The organism is Salinisphaera sp. (genome assembly GCF_002729955.1).
Lineage (GTDB): Bacteria > Pseudomonadota > Gammaproteobacteria > Nevskiales > Salinisphaeraceae > Salinisphaera.
The window spans coordinates 179,352-198,541 of sequence record NZ_PBYA01000032.1; the positions used below are offsets into that span (position 1 = coordinate 179,352).

Genomic DNA, 19,190 nt, shown 5'->3' on the forward strand with positions numbered 1-19,190 from the left:
CTTACACCCCCAGCGCGTTCGTGCAAAGCGCGAATATGGCATCGATCACGATGATGCCGATAATCGACACCACGACCGTGCGCGTGGCGGCACGCCCGACTTCGGCCGCATTGCGCCCTGCGCGCATGCCCAGGTAACAACTGGCCAGGGCAATCAACACACCAAAACAGACCGCCTTGATGAAACCGATCACGAAATGCCGCATGGCCACGGCATCCTGCAGGCGGCCGAGAAAACTCGCGGGCGAGGTATTGAGCACGACATCGGCCACGATCATGCCGCCGCCAATGCCCAACGCCGCGGCATAGAGAAACAGCAGCGGCATCATCAACGTCAACGCCGTCAAACGTGGCAATACCAGGAATTCGAACGGCGATACGCCGATCATGCGCAGCGCATCGATTTCTTCGTTGGCTTCCATGGTGGCAAGATGCGCGGCGAACGTCGCACCGATTCGCCCGGCCATAATGAAAGCGGTCATGATCGCGGCCATTTCGCGAGCGACCGCAATGCCCACCAGGTCGGCCAGATAGAGGCCGGCGCCGAACGTCGCCAACTGTACCGCGCCGACGAAGCCCAGAACCGCACCGATCAACAGATTCACCACGGTGACGACCGGCAACGAGGCGGCGCCAGTTTCGCGAATGAGCGCCATGAAATCGACCCAGCGCGCCTGTGCCTTGCCAACCGCGAGCTTGGGCGTGGCAGCAAAAGCGTTACCGATCAGCTCGGCCGTATCTGCAACCGACGCGACGCGCCGACCGCCGCGTTTACCCAGCCTATTGAGCCAGTGCGCACGATCGCGCCTGCCTTCCTCGGGCTGGGCCGGGCGGGCCAACGTCACCAGCGCATGTACGCTATCTGGTAAATCTTCGTACCGAACCTCGACAGAGCGCATGCGCAACTGCTCATTGACGCCATACACGACCGCGGCGACCCGCGGGTGCGCACTCGCCAGTTCCGTCCCATCGATGACCACGGGTGCGGCGTCGTGCGTGCGCGCACCAAGCACTTCCGCAACGATCCGCTGCGTGGTCGGCAGCTGCGCCGACGCGCCCCAGTCGCCCGCGAGTACGAGCGCAACCCCGTCGGGGCGCGCTTCAATACGATACAAAGTCGAGATGGGCGACGCGGGTTGCGGCACAAAGGCTCGATAGCGAAACGAAGAGGTTTCCTATTCTGACACGTTGCGCGCGTCAGGTTGCGCGCTATCGTTTTTCTGCGGTGCGTAAGAGTCACGCACCGCTTCCAAACCATCGTTCAAGGAATCGCTGTTTTCGGTCCAACCGCCGCCGAGGGCCTTGAAAAGGTCCGCCGTCGCGGTAAAGCGATCACGAATCGCCTCGGCCAGATCCAGCTGCGCCGAGAACAATTGACGCTGGGCATCGAGCACGTCGAAAAACGCCGTGCGCCCCACGTCGTAACGGATCTGGGCGAGCTCCACGGTTTCGCGATAGGCATCGACCTGGCGCTGTACCGACTCGACGCGCTCGTCGGTGAGATTCACCGCCACCAGCGCATCGCGCACTTCGGAAAACGCCTGACGCAGGGTCTGGCGATACTGGATTTCGGCTGCGTCCTTCTGCGCGATCGCGGTTTCGTAGTTCGCCTGCCGGCGTCCGAAGTCCAGAATCGGCGCGGAAATCGTGCCGGCGATGCTCTGGGTTTCTGAATACGGCTCGAACAGGTCGTCCACATCGATCGCCTCGGTGCCGATCATGGCGGTGAGGTCAAAGGTCGGGAAGAACTGCGCCTTCGCCACGCCGATACTCGCGTTCGCCGCGATTAGCTGCGCCTCGGCGGCCCGGATATCCGGCCGTCGCTCGACCAGCAGCGATGGAATCACCACCGGCAGGTCGTTGGGCAGATGCATATCCTCGAACGAACCGTCGTTGATTTCGGGGCCGGCCAGAATCTCGCTGGGCGTGCGACCGGTCAGAATCGCAAGCGCCGAACGCAGTTCGCTGGCTTGCTGCCTAAGTGGCGGCATCTGCGATCGTGCGGTTTCGAGCAACGACCGTGTCTGTAGCAGCGTGAGCTTGTCGATCGCGCCGTATTTGTAGCGTTGCTGATCAAGTTCGAGGCCGCGCTCGCGCGTGGCAATGGTTTCCTGCGTGACCCGAATCTGGCGCTCGAGCGCGCGCAGCGACATGTAGTTGGTCACCACATCGCTGACCACACCCAGACGAATTGAATCCTGGGTATAGGCCGACGACAGCAGCGCCGCGCGCGCCTGCTCACTGGCACGGCGCAGGCCGCCGAACACGTCGAGCTCGTAGCTGAGCGTGGCCGCGACCGAGAAGTAGTTGTAGCGCTGCCCGGCCGCCTGGGTCGAACCCGAGCCCGACGATGCGCCGCCGCCCGCACCACCGCTGCCGCCACTGCTCGCGCCGAGATAGCTGGTCTTCTCGCGCGCCGCCTGCGCCTGGCCCTGAATCGACGGAAACAGGTTGGCGTTGGCCAGACCCAGCTGCGCACGCGCCTCGCGGAAACGTGCGGCCTGCAGGGCCACGTCGAGGTTGTCGTCCAGCGCGTCGTCAATCAGTTCGTTGAGAACCGGATCGCGATACCGCGTCCACCAGTACGCCAGTTCCTGGCGCTGGCTCTTGCTCAGCAGCGTCGAGTCGAACGCCGAATCCGGCAGGTCGATATCAGGGCGCTGATAATCCGGGCCGAGCGTACAGGCCGACAGGCCCGCCACGGCGAGCAGCAGAAGGGCCTTACGCATGGGGATTGCCTTCATCATCTTTTCTTTTGTTGAGCAAACGTCCGGCCCGCGCCGAGCCGCGCTCGACCAGATCATAGAACAGCGGCACGAATAGAATGGCAAAGAACGTAGCCGCCAGCATGCCACCAACCACAGCCGTACCGATGGCATTACGGCTATTCGCCGACGCGCCAGTGGCCAGCGCCAGCGGTACACAGCCGAGAATGAAGGCCAGCGACGTCATCACGATTGGGCGAAAACGCAATTTGGCTGCTTCAAAGGCAGCGGCCGCAGGCGACTTGCCCTCTTCGCGCGACATAACCGCGAACTCCACGATCAGAATCGCGTTCTTGGCGGCCAGACCGATCAGCACCAGCAAACCCACCGAGAAGTAGAGGTTGTTATCGATACCCCGAAACCAGACAGCCACGAAGGCGCCCAGTGCGGCGAATGGCACCGCGGTGATCACCGCCAGCGGCAGCGTCCATTTCTCGTACTGGGCCGCCAGAATCAGGAACACCATGATCATGCCGAACAGCACGGCGATCCCGCCCGATCCGGCTGCGGTTTCTTCCTGATAGGCGGTGCCCGTGAAACTCAGCTGGTAATTGTTGCCGCCGAGCACATCGGCCACGACCTGCTGGATGGCCGCGTTCGCCTGGCCCGAACTATAGCCCGGCGCCGGCGAGCCCATGATCTTGGCCGCCGGGAAGATATTGAAACGCTCTACCACGTCGGCTGCAAGCCTGCGTTCATGGCTCACTAGCGAGCTCACTGGAATCATGTCGCCGGTGGTATCCGAACGGACGAATACCTTGGCCAGATCCTCCGGCTTTTCGCGATACGGCGCATCAGACTGGATATTGACCTGCCAGTTCCGCCCCAGATAGGTGAACTGGTTCACGTACAGCGAACCGAAAGTCGCCTGGAGGGTGGCAAACAGATCGTTGATCGGCACGCCCAGCGTCTTGGCTTTTTCGCGATCCACATCCAGTCGGTAGCGCGGCACGTTGGTCGTGAGGGTGGTGCGCACCTGCGACAGCTCGGGGCGTTTATTGGCCTCGGCCACCACCTTGCCGGCGGCCTCACGAATTTCGTTGAAGCTGTCGCCGGATTTGCTCTGCAAGTAGCCCTCAAAACCACCGGTCGTCGACAAGCCGATGATGGGCGGCGGGTTGAAGGCTATGATCTGGGCATCCGGGATCTGCGCGCCAAGGCCGAATGTCTGGCCTACGAGCGAAAATGAATCCTGTCCTTGGCCACCGCGCTCGTCCCAGTCCTTGAGCGTCAGGAAGGCGATACCGGCATAGGTACGTTGAGCGCCAGCCAGAAAGTCGTAACCGGCGACACCGACGATATCCTCGACCGCCGGCATGGCCTTGAGACTTTTGCTAATCACCTCATCGCGGACTTCTTCGGTACGTTGCAATGAAGCCGCCGGCGGCAGGGTATAGGTCGTGAAGATATAGCCCTGATCCTCCTGCGGCAGCAGACCGCCCGGCACCTGGGTGGACATGAACCAGGTCGCTACCAGCACGCCCACGAACAGCACCAGACCGAGAATCGCCCGGCGCAGCAGCAGATCGACGCCCCATAGATAGGCACCGGTCGCCTTTTTGAACATCTGGTTGAACTTGCGAAAGAACCAGTTGGGCGTTTTCTTGCGCGGCTTGAGAAACACCGCACACAGGGCCGGGGTCAGCGTGAGTGCGACCAGCCCCGAGAAGGCCACCGACACCGCGATGGTAATCGCGAACTGTCGATACATCTGGCCAGACAAACCGCCCAGAAAGCCGACCGGCACGAATACGGCCGCCAGTACCAGCACCACCGCGATCACCGGGCCACTGACCTCCTCCATGGCCTTGATCGCCGCATCCTTGGGCGACTTGCCCTCCTCCTCCATGATGCGTTCGACGTTCTCGATCACGATGATGGCGTCGTCCACGACAATACCGATCGCGAGAATCAGGCCGAACAGCGTGAGCAGGTTGATGGAAAAGCCGAGCGCATACATGCCCGCGAAGGTGCCGATCACCGACACCGGAATTGCGAGCAAGGGAATCAGCGTGGCGCGTACGTTCTGCAGGAACAAAAACACCACGAGCACGACCAGGATGATCGCCTCGATGAACGTCTGTTCCACGTCGGTAATCGAGGCATCGACGAATTTGGTCGTATCGAATGGAATCTCGTATTCCATGCCGTTGGGCAGATCCTTGCCCAACTCTTTCATCCGCGCGCGGATACGCTCCACGGTCGCCAGCGAGTTGGCGCCCGGCGCCAGATACACCGCGAACGGAACCGCCGGATTGCCCGAGAACGAACCACTGGTGCTATAACTCTGCGCGCCCAGTTCGACGCGTGAGACATCACCCAGGCGCAGCACCTGGCCGTTATCCTCGGTCCGCAGGATGATGTTCTTGAACTGCTCCGCGTTGGAGAAACGCCCCTCGGTACTGGCGGTGTATGTGAACGCGATTTCGTTGTCGTTGGGCATGGCACCGAAGCTGCCCGCCGCAAACTGCGAGTTCTGCTCCTGAAGCGCTGCCTGCACATCAGCCGGAGTGAGCTGATAACGCGCCATCTTGCTCGGATTGAGCCAGATGCGCATGGAATAATCCTGCGAACCGAACAGCCGCGCATCGCCCACGCCTTCGACACGCTTGAGTGCGTCGATGACGTTAACCAGCGCATAGTTACTGATATACGTGGTATCGAAGGTCTGATCGGGCGAGAACAGCGTGAGCACGGTGAGAATGTTGCTCGAGCGCTTGTCGACCTGCACGCCGGTGTTGCGCACCGTCTGCGGCAGCTGCGACAGCGCCGCCTGCACACGGTTGTTGACGTTGATGGTGTTCTGATCGGGATCGGTACCGATCGCGAACGATACCGAGATCTGCAGCGTGCCCGCGTCCGACGCCGTCGACGTCATGTAGAGCATGTCCTGGACGCCGTTGATCTCCTGCTCGAGCGGCGCGGCGACGGTTTCGGCAATATCCTCGGCGCTGGCGCCCGGGTAGGTCGCCTGGACCACCACCTCCGGCGGCACCACGTCCGGATACTGGGCAATCGGCAGCGCGCGCATGGCCATCAGGCCCGCGAGCGTGATCACGATCGAGAGAACGGTCGCGAATACCGGCCGTTCGATGAAAAAGCGAGAAATCATCTTCAGCTGCCCCGGCCGACGTTGGCGGCATAGGCGTCATCGGTACGGTACGCCTGGCGCGCCCCCGATGAAGCACGCGGTTGATTCATACCCTGCAGCGGTTCGCGCGGACTCAGGCGCAGGTCATGCGTGTCGATACCCACCACCGCATTGTGCTCGTTGCCATTGTGCGCATCGGCCGACTGGCCCACCGGCTGATCGCCGTCGCTCGTATCCGACTGGCCGGCGTCGCCCTGGTTACTGCCCTGGCTACTGCCCTGGCTGCCACCTTCGGCAGACGCACCCGACGTATCCTCCTGCTCGGGCTTGACCTTCACTGCGGCCCCCGGCTTGAGCTGGCCCAGCCCGGAGACGATAACCTGCTCGCCCCCCGACAGACCGGACTCGACGAGGCGGCCGTTTTCCACGTCCGGGCCGAGCTGCACCTTCACCGCCTTGGCCTTGCCGTCGTCGCCGACGACGTATACCTGGGTCTGCTGCTCACCATCGGATACCGCCACGTTGGGCACCACGACCGCGTTGTGGCGCGTATCCAGACGAATACGGGCACGCACATAACGGCCCGGCATGAGCGCGTTGTTGGCGTTTTCCACCACCGCACGCAGCTGCACGGTACCGGTCTCGGGATTGATGGTGCTCTGGGTGAAGTCCACCACGCCCTTGGCCGGGAACTCATCCCCATCCGGCAGAATGATGGTGGCTTCGCGGGTACGTTCGTTGGTGCTGCGCGCACCCATGGCGGCCAGCGCCTTGTTGCGGGCGATGGCGTCGTCTTCGGGCAGAGCGAACAGCACCTGCACCGGATCGAGCTGGGTGATGGTCGTCAGCTGGGTGCCGCTGCTCACGAGCGCGCCTTCGTCGACGTCACGCAGGCTGGTCACGCCGGTCAGCGGCGCTTCAACCGTGGTATAGCCGAGGTCGATCTGGGCGGCGTCGAGGTTGGCCTGGGCCTGTTCGACCGATGCCCGGGCGGTTTCGAGCTGAGAGAGCGAATCGTCGCGTTCGGCTTCGCTGACCGCGTCCACTTCATACAGGCGACGCACGCGCGCCCAGTTGCGCTGGGCCTGGTTGAGCGTGGCCTTGGCGCTTGAAAGCTCGGCCTTGCGCTGGTTCACCACCGCCTGAAAGGGGCGCGGGTCGATCGTGAAGAGCATGTCGCCCTGTTCGACGATCTCGCCTTCGTTGTAAAAGCGCTTCTCGAGAATGCCTTCCACTCGGGCACGCACCTCGACGGTCCGTCGCCCGCGGACCCGGCCCGGGTACTCCGACATGATATCCACCGTGTGCGGGATCACGGTCTTGACGTCGACCGGCACCGGCGGCTGCTGTTGCTGACCGGCCTGCTGGCCGCCGCCCTCGCCACCACCTGCGCCGTCACCGCCGCCGCAGGCTGCGAGCACGCAGGTAAAAACGAGCACACAAGAAAGACGCAGGCCAAAGGAAGCTCGGCGCGCGGGCGCAGACAGGGGGTAGCGCATAGAAGTATTCCCGAAGGGGCCGATGGAACTAGCTGAATATAGCATTAAGTATACATACATTCGCGTATGTATGTTCGAAACTTTTCGGGTATGCTTAGATCAGATCACGTGTGGATGACGACCCCATGGGACGACGCACCAAAGACGAATCGGCCCAGACCCGAGAAACTATACTCGACGCGGCCGAAATCGAGATGCAGGCACGCGGCGTGTCGCAGACCTCGCTGAATCGTATCGCCCAGCGTGCCCAGGTGACCCGGGGTGCGATCTACTGGCATTTTGCCGACAAGCGCGCCCTGCTCGAGGCGATGGTCGCCCGTACCCATCTGCCGCTGCGCGATCTGCGCCAGTGCTTGAGCCAGCATATTCCCGGCAACGAGCCGCTATGGCTTCTGCGCGAGGTCATGCGCCATGGCCTGGAACGCCTGGGCAACGACCCCCGCCACCGGCGCGTCTGTCATATCGTCATGCATCGCTGCGAAGTCACGGACGAAGGCCACCCGGCCGATGCCCTCATGCGGGCGATGTTCGAAGACGCCCGCGAGGTCATCATGTCGCTCTGCAACGAAATCAAGCAGCTCGGCCTGCTACATTCACAGCTGTCGGCGCGAGATGCCAGCGACATGGTCATGGCATTCGTGGCCGGCCACTACGAATGCGTGTTGCGCCACCCCGAGACCCATGTCGCCGATCGCGACTGGGGTCCGCTGGTCGACGCGGCGCTGCGCGGCCTGATGAACGACCCCACTCAAGCAATGCTTACCCGTGCGCCCGCGGCTGAGATCCAGGAACCCGAACCGGCCGATCACTGAGCGCCCGTTTCGGCGCGGCTATCGTCGGTATCGTTTTTCGCCGGCGGGCGCTGATCGGGATAGGCCATGGGCGGACGGGGCACCACGAGCACGCTGGGCCAGCGACGTGGGATTCCGTAGACCGGCGCGATCTTGTCGTCGCGGACGATGAAATCGAACACCGGTTCCGCCTCGATGATGTCGATATGCCGCTGCGGGCCAAGAAACCGCGGCCCCTTGGACAGCAGGAACAGATCGACCACCGCCTTGAACCGAGCCAGGTACTCGCGCGCCTCGGCACGCAACGGCTGACGCCGATCCTCCTGCGGCCGGATATAGGCCATGGCCTCGACACCGTTGTAGCGGGCGATGAACAGCGCGCGATAGACGTGATAGCGCTGCGAAACGATCACGAAGCGCTCGAGCCCGAACACCTGCTGGGCACGCACGATCGAATCCAGCGTGCGAAAGCCGGCGAAATCGAAGGTCAGCGCGGAATCGGGCACACCCAGGCGGCGCAGAGCCTGATACATCTTGCGCGGTTCGTTATAGGTGCGATCGGGATTCGCCCCCGACAGCAGCAGATGGCGAACCCGCCCTGCCGCATACAGTTCGGCCGCGGCCATCATGCGATGGGTGAACAGCAGATTGCGGTTGCCGTGACGGGTGAACGGGCTGGTGCCCAGAACCACGCCCACGTCGTGCACCGACAGCCGGCCCATGTCCTCGACGATGAACTCGCGGGTGGCCGAAACCACCCAGGCATTGGCCGCGAGCACCAGCAGCAAGGCGCTGCCGATCGTACTCAACCCGATCTTGACGATGCGGCGGCCGACACGGCCAAAGGATGGCGATTCAGATATGGCGGTCATCACGACAAAAGCAGCGCGCAGGCGTGGGCAAGGATAGCGCGAAAACGATGTCGACAGCGCGACTTATCGGCCGCCGCCGAGGGCGTGACCTCAGTCGGCCAGCTGTTCGATCGCCGCTTCGAGCCCGTCCAGGGTCATGGTGTACATCCGATCGTCCATGAGTTCACGGGTCATCTGGATGGACGGCGTGTAGTCCCAGCGCTGACGCGGTTCCGGGTTCAGCCAGACGGCGTTCGGAAAACTCTCCAGCAGCCGCTGCAGCCAGACCGCGCCCGCTTCGGCATTCCAGTGCTCGACCGAGCCGCCCGGATAGGCGATCTCGTAGGGGCTCATCGTCGCATCGCCGACGAAGATTGCCTTGTAGTCGGACGTATAGGTATGACAGACGTCCCAGGTCGCATGCTGCTGGGTACGGCGACGGCGGTTGTCGCGCCACAGCCCCTCGTACGGGAAATTGTGGAAATAGTAGTATTCGAGATGCTTGAACTCGGCACGGGCGGCCGAGAACAGCGACTCCACGGTCGCCACGTGGTCGTCCATCGAACCGCCGACATCGAAGAAGATCAGCAGCTTGACCGCATTCCGGCGCTCGGGGCGCATATGCAGATCGAGGTTGCCGGCATTCTTGGCCGTCGCGCGAATGGTGCGCTCCATGTCCAGCTCTTCGTCCGCGCCGGTGCGCGCGAAGCGCCGCAGCTTGCGCAGCGCCATCTTGATGTTGCGGGTGCCGATTTCCTGGGAGCCGTCGAGGTTGGCGAATTCGCGCTTGTCCCAGACCTTCACCGCACGACGATGGCGCGAGCCTTCCTGGCCGATACGAATGCCTTCCGGGTTATAGCCGTAGGCGCCGAACGGCGAGGTACCGGCGGTGCCGATCCACTTGCTGCCGCCCTCGTGGCGTTCGCCCTGCTCTTCGAGACGCTTCTTGAGCGTTTCCATGAGCTTGTCCCAGCCGCCCATGGCCTCGATCTGGGCCTTCTGCTCATCGGTGAGCTCGAGCTGCTTCATGCGCTCAAGCCATTCGTCGGGAATATCGGTGGTCAGGTCCTCGGTCGCGGCCTGGATACCGTCGAAGTAATGGCCGAACACCTGATCGAAGCGATCGAACTTGGTTTCGTCCTTGATCAGCGTCGCCCGCGACAGATAGTAGAAATTCTCCACGCTCATGCCGCCCACGTGCCGATCCAGCGCCTCCAGCAGCGTCAGGTACTCGGTCACCGACGGCTTGAGGCCGGCGTCGCGCAGTTCGTAGAAGAATTCGATCAGCATTTTGATTCAGGCCGTAAATGACCGCGTGGCGTAAGCACAAAGACAAGAAGACACTTGGTTACGTATGAAACTCGGTTGCACACTCAAGCAGGCAGGTTGTCCGCAAATGAACGCGAAGACACGCGAATAAGGCGAAAAACCGATCGCGCCAAGGCCCGCGGACCCGCTGTTCACGCCGCGTGCTGAACTTTGCACATAATCAAGAGCACACGTGTCCGCAAATGAAAAACAAATGGCCGTACATAAGACAAAGCATCCCGGTACGTCTTACGTCCGCCATAGGCATTCATCCACGTTCATCTGCACAGGCGATTGTCGCTATACGCGCGTAGCCCAAACGCCTGACGAACGTTCAACGTAGCGAACCATACGCGCGCTGTGTGGCTTTGATTTGCGCGCATTGGCGTTTATTTGCGGACACCCGTGCCTTGTTCTAACGCCTCGTCATGAACGCCAGACGCTCGAACAGATGCACGTCCTGCTCGTTTTTGAGCAACGCGCCGTGCAGCGGCGGCAGCGCATCGCGGGCATTCTTGGAATGCAGCGCCTCGGCCGGGATGTCCTCGGCCAGCAGCAGCTTCAGCCAGTCAAGCAGTTCCGAGGTCGACGGCTTTTTCTTGATGCCCGGCACGTCGCGCACGTCGAAGAACAGATCCATCGCATCCGATAGCAGGGTCTTCTTGATGTTCGGGAAGTGGACATCGACGATCTCGCGCATCGTGTCCTTGTCCGGGAACGAAATGAAGTGGAAGAAGCAGCGGCGCAGAAACGCGTCCGGCAGTTCCTTTTCATTGTTCGAGGTGATGATGATGATCGGCCGGTGGCGTGCTTCGATGGTCTGATGCGTTTCGTAGACATCGAAGGCCATGCGATCGATTTCGCGCAGCAGATCGTTCGGGAATTCGATATCGGCCTTGTCGATCTCGTCGATCAGCAGCACCGGCTGGGTATCGCAGGTAAAGCATTCCCAGAGCGGGCCGGGCACGATGTAGTTGGCAATATCGTGCACCTTTTCATCGCCCAGCTGCGAATCGCGCAGCCGCGATACCGCGTCGTACTCGTACAGGCCCTGCTGAGCCTTCGTGGTCGACTTGATATGCCACTGGAAGAACGGCTTTTCGAGCGCCGCGGCTACCTCCTCGGCCAGCATGGTCTTGCCGGTGCCCGGCTCGCCCTTGATCAGCAGCGGTCGTTGCAGGGTCGCTGCCGCATTCACGGCAAGCTTGAGGTCATCCGTGGCGACGTAACGGTCCGTCCCCGTGAATTGGGTGGTCATAGGCGTGAATCGCGGTTAAAGGTTCGAGTGATCGCCGTTTCGGCACGACCGCCAGTGTCGTGGAAACGAAACACCTTTTCAATAAAAAGACGCGCTATAAAACGCCCGGCATCGCGGTGCCGGGCGTCCGATCCGGCTTTTGATCAGCCTTCGGCGCGCTGTTCGAGCACCGCAATCGCGGGCAGCGTCTTGCCTTCCAGGAATTCGAGGAAGGCGCCGCCGCCGGTGGAGATATACGACACATCGTCTTCGATACGGTATTTCTCGATCGCCGCAAGCGTGTCGCCGCCGCCGGCGATCGAAAACGCCTCGCTGCGTGCGATCGCCCGTGCCAGCACCTGGGTACCACCACCGAACTGATCGATTTCGAACACGCCCACGGGGCCATTCCACACGATCGTGCCGGCGTCCTTGAGGATCGCAGCGATCCGATCACGGCTATCCGGCCCGAAATCGAGAATCATCTCGTCGTTCTCGATCTCGGTGACCGGGCGTACCTCGGGATGAGCCTCGGGCGAAACTTCCGTGGCGGTGACCACATCGGTGGGCAACGGAATCTCGCCGCCGCGGCGCCGGATTTCGCGATCGACCATACGCGCTGCGCCGACCAGGTCGGGCTCATGCAGCGATGCCCCCACGTTATGGCCGGCCGCGGCCAGGAACGTGTTGGCAATCCCGCCGCCCACGATCAGCTGGTCGGCGACATTGGCCAGGCTTTCCAGCAGCTCGAGTTTGGTCGAGACCTTGGAACCACCCACGATGACCACCAGCGGCCGTGCCGGATCACCCAGCGCGGCCTCCAGTGCTTCCACCTCGGCCGAGAGCAGCGGCCCGGCACAGGCCACCGGCGCATAGCGGGCCACGCCTTCGGTCGATGCCTGGGCCCGATGGGCCGTACCGAAGGCATCCATCACGAACACGTCGCAGAGGGCAGCCATTTTGCGCGAGAGCCCTTCGTCGTTGGCTTTTTCGCCCACGTTAAAGCGCACGTTCTCGCACATCACGATCTCGCCCTCGCCCACCTCGACGCCGTCGAGCCAGTCACTGACCAGCGGCACGTCGCGGCGCAGCAGCTCGCCCAGATAGCGGGCCACCGGCGCCAGGCTGTGGTCGTTGTCCGGTTGACCTTCCTTCGGACGACCCAGGTGCGACATGACCATCACCCGCGCACCGGCATCGAGTGCTGCCTGAATGGTCGGCACCGACGCCTTCAGGCGGCCAGCCGAACTGACCTCGCCGTTGGCGAACGGAACGTTGAGATCCTGACGGATCAGCACCCGCTTGCCGGCGAGATCCACGTCTTGCATCTTGAGCATGGCGGTCATGTCGCGCTCCTGGGTCTTGTCGGCCTGCTTAACCGGCGTTGGCCAGGGCCAGCGCGGTATCGAGCATGCGGTTGGAGAAGCCCCACTCGTTGTCGTACCAGGAGCAGACCTTGACCAGCTTGCCGCCGGAAACCTTGGTCAGCGGCGAATCCACCGTGGACGACACGGTCGAGTGGTTGAAGTCGCTGGAAACGAGCTCGGCTTCGGTGTAGGCAAGTACGCCCTTGAGTTCGCCTTCGGCCGCCTTCTTGAGCACGGCGTTGACCTCTTCCACGCTCGTGTCCTTGGACACCTGCGCGGTCAGATCGACCATCGACACGTTGATCGTGGGTACGCGCACGGCAAAGCCGTCGAGTTTGCCGTTGAGTTCCGGCAACACCAGGCCGACCGCGGCGGCGGCGCCGGTCTTGGTCGGGATCATGTTCTGGCTCGCGCTACGGGCGCGACGAATGTCCTTATGATAGACGTCGGTGAGCACCTGGTCGTTGGTGTACGAGTGGATGGTGTTCATCAGCCCGTATTCGATACCGAAGGCCTCGTGCAACGGCTTGACCAGCGGCGCCAGGCAGTTGGTGGTGCAGGAGGCATTCGACACGATCTTGTCGTCCGCGGTCAGGGTGTTCTGGTTCACGCCGTAGACGATGGTCTTGATGTTGCCCGCCGGCGCCGAAATCAGCACTTTCTTGGCGCCGCCGTCGAGATGCGCGCTGGCCTTGTCTTCGCTGGCGAACAGGCCGGTGCATTCCAGCACGATCTCCACGCCCAGATCGCCCCAAGGCAGATCCGCCGGGTTGCGTTCGGCCAGCACCTTGATCTTGTCGCCGTTGACGACCATGTGCTCGCCTTCGATCGAGACTTCGCCCGGGAAACGACCGTGGGCGGTGTCGTACTGGGTGAGATGCGCGTTCGCCTCGGCATCACCCAGATCGTTGATGGCCACGATCTCGATTTCGCCATTACGACCGGATTCATACAGCGCGCGCAGCACGTTGCGTCCGATACGACCGTAACCGTTGATCCCGACTTTGACTGCCATAGCTACCTCTTTACTAACGGTCTGGCCGCTTCAGCGCGGCCAGTAAGAACATGAATTGAATGATTGCCGGGTTTCTAGCCCAGCTGGCCGCGCACTGCGTCGACCACGCTGTCGACGGTCACGCCCATATCGGCATAGACATCGCCGGCAGGCGCCGATGAGCCGAAGTCGTTCACGCCGACCACCTGCCCGGTGGCGCCGACGAAGCGATACCAGCTGTCGCTGACCCCGGCCTCGACCGCCACCCGTGCGCCGATCGCCGCCGGCAGCACCGACTCGCGATAGTCCGCGCCCTGGGCATCGAAGGCTTCGATACAGGGCATGGAGACCACGCGTACCGCCACGCCCTCCTGGGCCAGGCGATCCGCTGCGGCCACGGCCATTTCCAGCTCGGAACCGGTCCCGATGATCAGCGCCTGGGCTTCGCCTTCGGGCTCGCGCAGCACGTAACCGCCGCGGGCAATAGCCGCCACCTGGGCGGCATCGCGCGGCTGATGATCGACGTCCTGACGCGACAGGGCCAGCGCGGTCGGCCCGTTTTCGCGCTCGATCGCCGCCTGCCAGGCGACCGCGGTTTCCACGTCGTCACCGGGGCGCCAGACATGCAGGTTCGGGATCAGGCGCAGGCTGGCGATATGCTCGACCGACTGATGGGTCGGGCCGTCTTCGCCGAGTCCGATCGAGTCGTGGGTATACACCAGAATATTGCGCGAGCGCATGAGCGCAGCCATACGCACCGCGTTGCGGGCATAGTCGGAGAACGTCAGGAACGTCGCGCCGAACGGCGTGAAGCCGCCGTGCAGACTCAGCCCGTTGGTGATCGCGGTCATGGCGAACTCGCGTACCCCGTAATAGACGTAGTTGCCGCTGTAGTCGCCGGCGTTGATCGGTATATGACCCTTGAAATCGGTGCCGTTCGAGCCGGACAGGTCGGCCGAGCCGCCGATCAGCTCCGGCAACAGCGCCGCATAGGCTTCGATAGCCGCCTTCGACGACTTGCGCGTGGCGGTACGCTTGCCCTCGGCCTGAACCTTCTCGATGAAGGCACGGCACTGGGCGGGCCAGTCGCGCGGCATCTGCCCGGCCATGCGACGCTCGAACTCGGCCATGTCGTCGGCGTACTTGGCCGCATAGGCTGCACGGGCGTCCTGCCAGTTCTTCTCGGCGGTCGCGCCACGGTCGTGCTTGTCCCAGGCGGCATAGATGTCGTCGGGCACGGCGAAACGCGTTTCGTCGGCCCAGCCGATCTGCTTGCGGGCCGCAGCGATTTCCTCGTCGCCCAGCGCCGCGCCGTGTACACCCGCGGTGCCCTGCTTGTTGGGCGAGCCCCAGCCGATGACGGTCTTGCAACAGATCAGGGTCGGCTTGCCGGTTTCCTGGCGCGCGGTTTCGATCGCGGTCTTGATCTCGTCGGCGTCGTGACCGTCCACGTTACGCACGACCTGCCAGCCGTAGGCCTCGAAACGGGCCGGCGTGTCGTCGGTGAACCAGCCCCGGGTTTCGCCGTCGATCGAGATGCCGTTGTCGTCGTAGAACACCACCAGCTTGCCCAGGCCCAGCGTGCCGGCCAGCGAACAGGCTTCGTGGGAGATGCCTTCCATCAGGCAGCCGTCGCCAGCAAAACACCAGGTGTAGTGATCCACCAGCGTGGCATCGGCATGATTGAAGCGTGCAGCAAGGGCCGCTTCGCCCAGCGCCATGCCCACGGCATTGGCCAGCCCCTGGCCCAGCGGTCCGGTAGTGGTTTCCACGCCCGGGGTCATGAAATTCTCGGGATGACCCGGCGTCTTGGAATGCAGCTGACGAAAGTTCTTGATGTCGTCGAGCGAGACGTCGTAGCCGGTCAGATGCAGTAGCGCGTACTGCAGCATCGAGCCATGCCCGTTCGACAGGATGAAACGATCACGATCGACCCAGTCCGGATTGCCCGGATTGATCTTCATATAGTCGTTGAACAGCACCTCAGCAATATCCGCCATGCCCATGGGCATGCCGGGGTGGCCAGAGTTGGCCTGCTGGACGGCGTCCATCGACAGAATACGGATGGCGTTGGCGAGATCACGGCGTGCAGGCATCAACAATCCTATGACGCGGCTTGACAAAGGCCGTGCATTGTCTATTAAAGCGCCCATGCGGGCAACACACGATTAAGTCGTCACACGGGCCGGCACTGAGGCACGCGCCGGCCCCGAACACGCGATCTATGAAGGCGCAGATCGCGCGATCGAACCCGTCGAGCACGCAGTTTGCGGCACGTCACGAATATTTAATCGATGCCGACAGCGCTGAACAAAGCATCTGCAAAAATCATAATTATCATGCGCTTGGTAAATAATGCCCAAAATACCAAGCGCGACATTGCCGCAATACCGCATCCACCGTGACTTCCCTGGCCTCGACACGAGGTTTGACTGTGCTAGCGTCAAACCAAGGGCTACCGCCGTTACCGTACGCGGCCATTCATGCCACCCATGAATGCGGCGCGGGCCGGCCATGCCTTGTTCACCGGTTGCACGACCGGTTTCAACAAACCGAAGGGATTCAGCTCATGACGGATCAAAGCGCCAAAACAGAACAACAACGCTCGGTCGACATCATCAGCGGCACGACCGGAAAACCCATCAGCAACTCGCGGCGACGGTTTCTGACCAACGCCGGGATGTTTTCCGCCGGTCTGGTCGGCAGCTCACTGCTGGCCGCCTGTAGCGACAACGACGGCTTTGCGAATGCCCAGACCGACAACGCCGGCAATAACGATCTTTTTGCGAACGCGCCCAGCGATGCGGCCGTGCTGCAGTTCGCGCTCAATCTGGAATACCTCGAAGCCGAATACTATCTCGGCGCGGTTACCGGTTCCGGCCTGAAAGCACCCGATACGAGTGGCAGCGAAGGCGGCATGTCCGCCGGTACCGTCACTTTCCCGCAGCAGGGCGGGGTCAACTTTAACCTCCAAGGCCAGGCCGACCCCCTGATCGGCCGTTATGCCGCCGAGATCGCCTCCGACGAGCTCGATCATGTCCAGTTCCTGCGCGCCGGACTGTCGCAGGCCGGCGGGCTGATCGCCCGTCCGACGATCAACCTGAGCAGCTCGTTCGATTTCGCTGCAACCGCGGCCCTGCGCGCCGCGGGCGTCATCGGTAACAATGCCACGGCCACGTTCAACCCGTACGCCAGCCCGCTCGGGTTTCTTATCGGCGCCTTCATATTCGAGGACGTCGGGGTGACGGCTTACAAGGGCGGCGCCCAGTTCCTGCGTAACCGCGACTTTTTGACCGCAGCGGCCGGCATTCTCTCGGTCGAGGGTTATCACGCGGGTCTGGTGCGCACGATTCTTACGGCACGCGCGGAAGACGGCGAAACCGTGACCTTCAATACCAGCGAAGGCGACCAGACCGTACCGCTCGGCGCGGTGATAAACGCCATTTCCGGTGCCCGCGACAGCCTCGACGGCGATGACGATCTCGATCAGGGTATCACGGGTGACGGGGTTAACAGCGTCTCGATCTACGGCACGAATTACGATGCCACCAACATCGTTCCCACCGACGGTAACGGCATTACGTTCTCGCGCACGCCGGCGCAGATCCACAATATCGCCTACCTGACGCCCAACAGCGTGAGCCCGATGGCGAACAACGTGCCTTCGACGAGTTTTTTCCCCGAAGGCACGAATATCGCAGCTGCCGAGGCGCTGGAAGCCAGCGGCGGTGCCACGCAAAGCAGCAACACCACGAGCTGAACTTCCGCCAACACAGAATAAGCATCTCCATAGTCGTTCAACGAGGGCGCCCCTCGTGAACCTTGGCCCCGGCCTCGGCCGGGGCTTTTTTATGGGTATGCGAACCGGCTTTATATCTCGATCGCGGCAAGCCGTTGGGCGCCCGCAACGAGCGTGGCATCGCTCTTGGCAAAGCACAGGCGCAACAGACGCGTATCCGGCGGCGTTTGAAAAAACGGGGTCAGGGGCACCCCGGCCACACCCACCTCCTTGACCAGCCATTGAGCGAACGCTGCATCGTCGACGTCGCGAACCGCGGAATAATCGACCAGCTGGAAATAGCCGCCGGGCACATCGCGCAGCGTCAACGGCGTGTCGGCCAGCAGCGCCCGGAACCGATCCCGTTTGGCCTGATAGAAATCGGCCAATTCCAGGTGGTGAGACGGCTGTTCGGCGAGCATCTCGGCCAGCGCCCATTGCGCGGGGGCAAAGGTGGCGAAGGTCAGGTACTGGTGCACCTTGCGCAGCTCCGCGGTCAGGGCCGGCGGCGCCACGCAGTAGCCGATCTTCCAGCCGGTGCAGTGATAGGTCTTGCCGAAGGAGCTGACCACGAAGCTGCGCGCGGCCAGCTCATCGTGCCGGGCCACGCTCTGATGCGCCTGTCCGTCGAAGACCATGTGCTCGTAGACTTCGTCCGACAGCACGACGATGGACGTATCGCGCAGCAGCTCGGCCAGCCGATCGAGATCGGCCGCACTCATCACCGCACCCGTTGGGTTATGGGGCGAGTTGACGATGAGCATTCGAGTACGCGGGCCGATGGCATCGGCTACACGCTGCCAGTCGATCGTGAAATCGGGCTGGATCAGCGGTAGGCGGATTGCGTGCGCGTTCTGCAGTTCGATGGCCGGCACATAGCAGTCGTAGGCCGGGTCGAGCACGATGACTTCATCGCCCGCGCCCACCGTGGCCGCGATCGCGGCGAATATCGCCTCGGTCGCCCCGGAGGTGACGGTGACTTCGGTGTCGGGATCGGTGGGCCGGCCGTACAACGCGTGCGTTTTCGCCGCGATCTGCTCGCGCAACGCGCCCACGCCGATCCCGGGCGGATATTGGTTATGGCCGTCGGCAACCGCTCGGGCGAGCGCCTCGCGCAAGCGCAGCGGCGGCTCGAAATCGGGAAAGCCCTGGCCCAGGTTCACGGCATTGTGCCGGGCAGCGAGTTCACTCATCACGCTGAAGATGGTGGTACCCACGGCCGGCAGTTTGCTGGCGAATTGCATGCGCGCGATTGCAGTGGTTGAACGAAGCGAAATAGTAGGGCCTGCGCACGGCGTATGCGAGCCGGCATACAGCCGATCTGACGAACACCTGTTCGATCGGCTATACTTGCGGCCGTCTTCAGGGCGGGGCGAAATTCCCCACCGGCGGTATGTCGTTAATGACGAGCCCGCGAGCGCCTCGACCGACGGTCGAGGGTCAGCAGATCTGGTGCGATGCCAGAGCCGACGGTCACAGTCCGGATGAAAGAAGACGCACGGCGGCCACC

General features: G+C 62.7%; 13 protein-coding genes and 1 riboswitch. Of the genes, 2 read left to right on the plus strand and 11 right to left on the minus strand.

Going from position 1 to position 19,190, the window contains the following annotated elements:
* Position 1: 1 nt before the first annotated feature.
* The 4 genes from CMN27_RS09890 to CMN27_RS09905 are packed head-to-tail and all read right to left on the minus strand — an operon-like array spanning position 2 to position 7,354.
* A complete protein-coding gene (locus CMN27_RS09890; protein WP_293626017.1) occupies positions 2 to 1,144 on the minus strand; it encodes an ABC transporter permease in 1,143 nt (380 codons plus the stop codon).
* A gap of 30 nt (positions 1,145 to 1,174) precedes the next feature.
* Complete coding sequence (locus CMN27_RS09895; RefSeq protein ID WP_293626018.1) at positions 1,175 to 2,728, minus strand: efflux transporter outer membrane subunit; 1,554 nt, start codon at positions 2,726 to 2,728, stop codon at positions 1,175 to 1,177.
* On the minus strand, positions 2,721 to 5,876 hold the full coding sequence (locus CMN27_RS09900; RefSeq protein ID WP_293626020.1) for a multidrug efflux RND transporter permease subunit: 3,156 nt from the start codon (positions 5,874 to 5,876) through the stop codon (positions 2,721 to 2,723). Before CMN27_RS09900 ends, CMN27_RS09895 begins: the two co-directional genes overlap by 8 nt.
* A 2-nt stretch (positions 5,877 to 5,878) precedes the next feature.
* Positions 5,879 to 7,354, minus strand: coding sequence for an efflux RND transporter periplasmic adaptor subunit (locus CMN27_RS09905; protein ID WP_293626022.1), 1,476 nt, complete (start codon positions 7,352 to 7,354; stop codon positions 5,879 to 5,881).
* A 125-nt stretch (positions 7,355 to 7,479) separates the two neighbouring features.
* On the opposite strand from CMN27_RS09905, the gene CMN27_RS09910 reads away from it, so the two are divergent.
* Positions 7,480 to 8,166, plus strand: a complete 687-nt coding sequence (locus tag CMN27_RS09910) for a TetR family transcriptional regulator (RefSeq protein ID WP_293626025.1) — start codon at positions 7,480 to 7,482, stop codon at positions 8,164 to 8,166.
* Here CMN27_RS09910 and CMN27_RS09915 read toward each other — a convergent pair.
* The 6 genes from CMN27_RS09915 to tkt all read right to left on the minus strand — a co-directional run bounded on the left by CMN27_RS09915 (position 8,160) and on the right by tkt (position 15,998).
* The gene (locus tag CMN27_RS09915; RefSeq protein ID WP_293626027.1) at positions 8,160 to 9,017 is read right to left on the minus strand and encodes an ElyC/SanA/YdcF family protein; all 858 of its coding nucleotides are present in this window, start codon (positions 9,015 to 9,017) and stop codon (positions 8,160 to 8,162) included. The two genes, CMN27_RS09910 and CMN27_RS09915, sit on opposite strands and share 7 nt — an antisense overlap.
* 90 nt (positions 9,018 to 9,107) lie before the next feature.
* Positions 9,108 to 10,286 (minus strand): VWA domain-containing protein, encoded by a 1,179-nt coding sequence (locus CMN27_RS09920; protein ID WP_293626029.1) that lies wholly within the window; start codon positions 10,284 to 10,286, stop codon positions 9,108 to 9,110.
* Positions 10,287 to 10,719: 433 nt separating this feature from the next.
* Positions 10,720 to 11,562, minus strand: coding sequence for a MoxR family ATPase (locus CMN27_RS09925; RefSeq protein ID WP_293626031.1), 843 nt, complete (start codon positions 11,560 to 11,562; stop codon positions 10,720 to 10,722).
* Positions 11,563 to 11,705: 143 nt separating this feature from the next.
* The gene (locus CMN27_RS09930; protein WP_293626033.1) at positions 11,706 to 12,887 is read right to left on the minus strand and encodes a phosphoglycerate kinase; all 1,182 of its coding nucleotides are present in this window, start codon (positions 12,885 to 12,887) and stop codon (positions 11,706 to 11,708) included.
* Between the two features lie 28 nt (positions 12,888 to 12,915).
* Entirely contained in the window at positions 12,916 to 13,923 is a 1,008-nt protein-coding gene (gap, locus tag CMN27_RS09935) for a type I glyceraldehyde-3-phosphate dehydrogenase (RefSeq protein WP_293626035.1), read from the minus strand.
* Between the two features lie 74 nt (positions 13,924 to 13,997).
* Positions 13,998 to 15,998 (minus strand): transketolase, encoded by a 2,001-nt coding sequence (gene tkt / locus CMN27_RS09940; protein WP_293626037.1) that lies wholly within the window; start codon positions 15,996 to 15,998, stop codon positions 13,998 to 14,000.
* Positions 15,999 to 16,471: 473 nt separating this feature from the next.
* On the opposite strand from tkt, the gene CMN27_RS09945 reads away from it, so the two are divergent.
* The gene (locus tag CMN27_RS09945) at positions 16,472 to 17,662 is read left to right on the plus strand and encodes a ferritin-like domain-containing protein (protein WP_293626039.1); all 1,191 of its coding nucleotides are present in this window, start codon (positions 16,472 to 16,474) and stop codon (positions 17,660 to 17,662) included.
* A gap of 110 nt (positions 17,663 to 17,772) precedes the next feature.
* Here CMN27_RS09945 and CMN27_RS09950 read toward each other — a convergent pair whose 3' ends face one another.
* Complete coding sequence (locus tag CMN27_RS09950) at positions 17,773 to 18,924, minus strand: methionine aminotransferase (protein ID WP_293626041.1); 1,152 nt, start codon at positions 18,922 to 18,924, stop codon at positions 17,773 to 17,775.
* A gap of 110 nt (positions 18,925 to 19,034) precedes the next feature.
* Positions 19,035 to 19,180: riboswitch (FMN riboswitch) on the plus strand.
* Positions 19,181 to 19,190 lie beyond the last annotated feature (10 nt).

Coding starts and splice junctions, on each gene's coding strand:
- CMN27_RS09950 (WP_293626041.1), bottom strand. CDS start 18,924: ATGCAATTCGCCAGCAAACTGCCGGCCGTGGGTACCACCATCTTCAGC.
- CMN27_RS09925 (WP_293626031.1), bottom strand. CDS start 11,562: ATGACCACCCAATTCACGGGGACGGACCGTTACGTCGCCACGGATGAC.
- CMN27_RS09930 (WP_293626033.1), bottom strand. CDS start 12,887: ATGACCGCCATGCTCAAGATGCAAGACGTGGATCTCGCCGGCAAGCGG.
- CMN27_RS09915 (WP_293626027.1), bottom strand. CDS start 9,017: ATGACCGCCATATCTGAATCGCCATCCTTTGGCCGTGTCGGCCGCCGC.
- CMN27_RS09945 (WP_293626039.1), top strand. CDS start 16,472: ATGACGGATCAAAGCGCCAAAACAGAACAACAACGCTCGGTCGACATC.
- CMN27_RS09910 (WP_293626025.1), top strand. CDS start 7,480: ATGGGACGACGCACCAAAGACGAATCGGCCCAGACCCGAGAAACTATA.
- CMN27_RS09905 (WP_293626022.1), bottom strand. CDS start 7,354: ATGCGCTACCCCCTGTCTGCGCCCGCGCGCCGAGCTTCCTTTGGCCTG.
- CMN27_RS09895 (WP_293626018.1), bottom strand. CDS start 2,728: ATGCGTAAGGCCCTTCTGCTGCTCGCCGTGGCGGGCCTGTCGGCCTGT.
- CMN27_RS09920 (WP_293626029.1), bottom strand. CDS start 10,286: ATGCTGATCGAATTCTTCTACGAACTGCGCGACGCCGGCCTCAAGCCG.
- tkt (WP_293626037.1), bottom strand. CDS start 15,998: ATGCCTGCACGCCGTGATCTCGCCAACGCCATCCGTATTCTGTCGATG.
- gap (WP_293626035.1), bottom strand. CDS start 13,923: ATGGCAGTCAAAGTCGGGATCAACGGTTACGGTCGTATCGGACGCAAC.
- CMN27_RS09900 (WP_293626020.1), bottom strand. CDS start 5,876: ATGATTTCTCGCTTTTTCATCGAACGGCCGGTATTCGCGACCGTTCTC.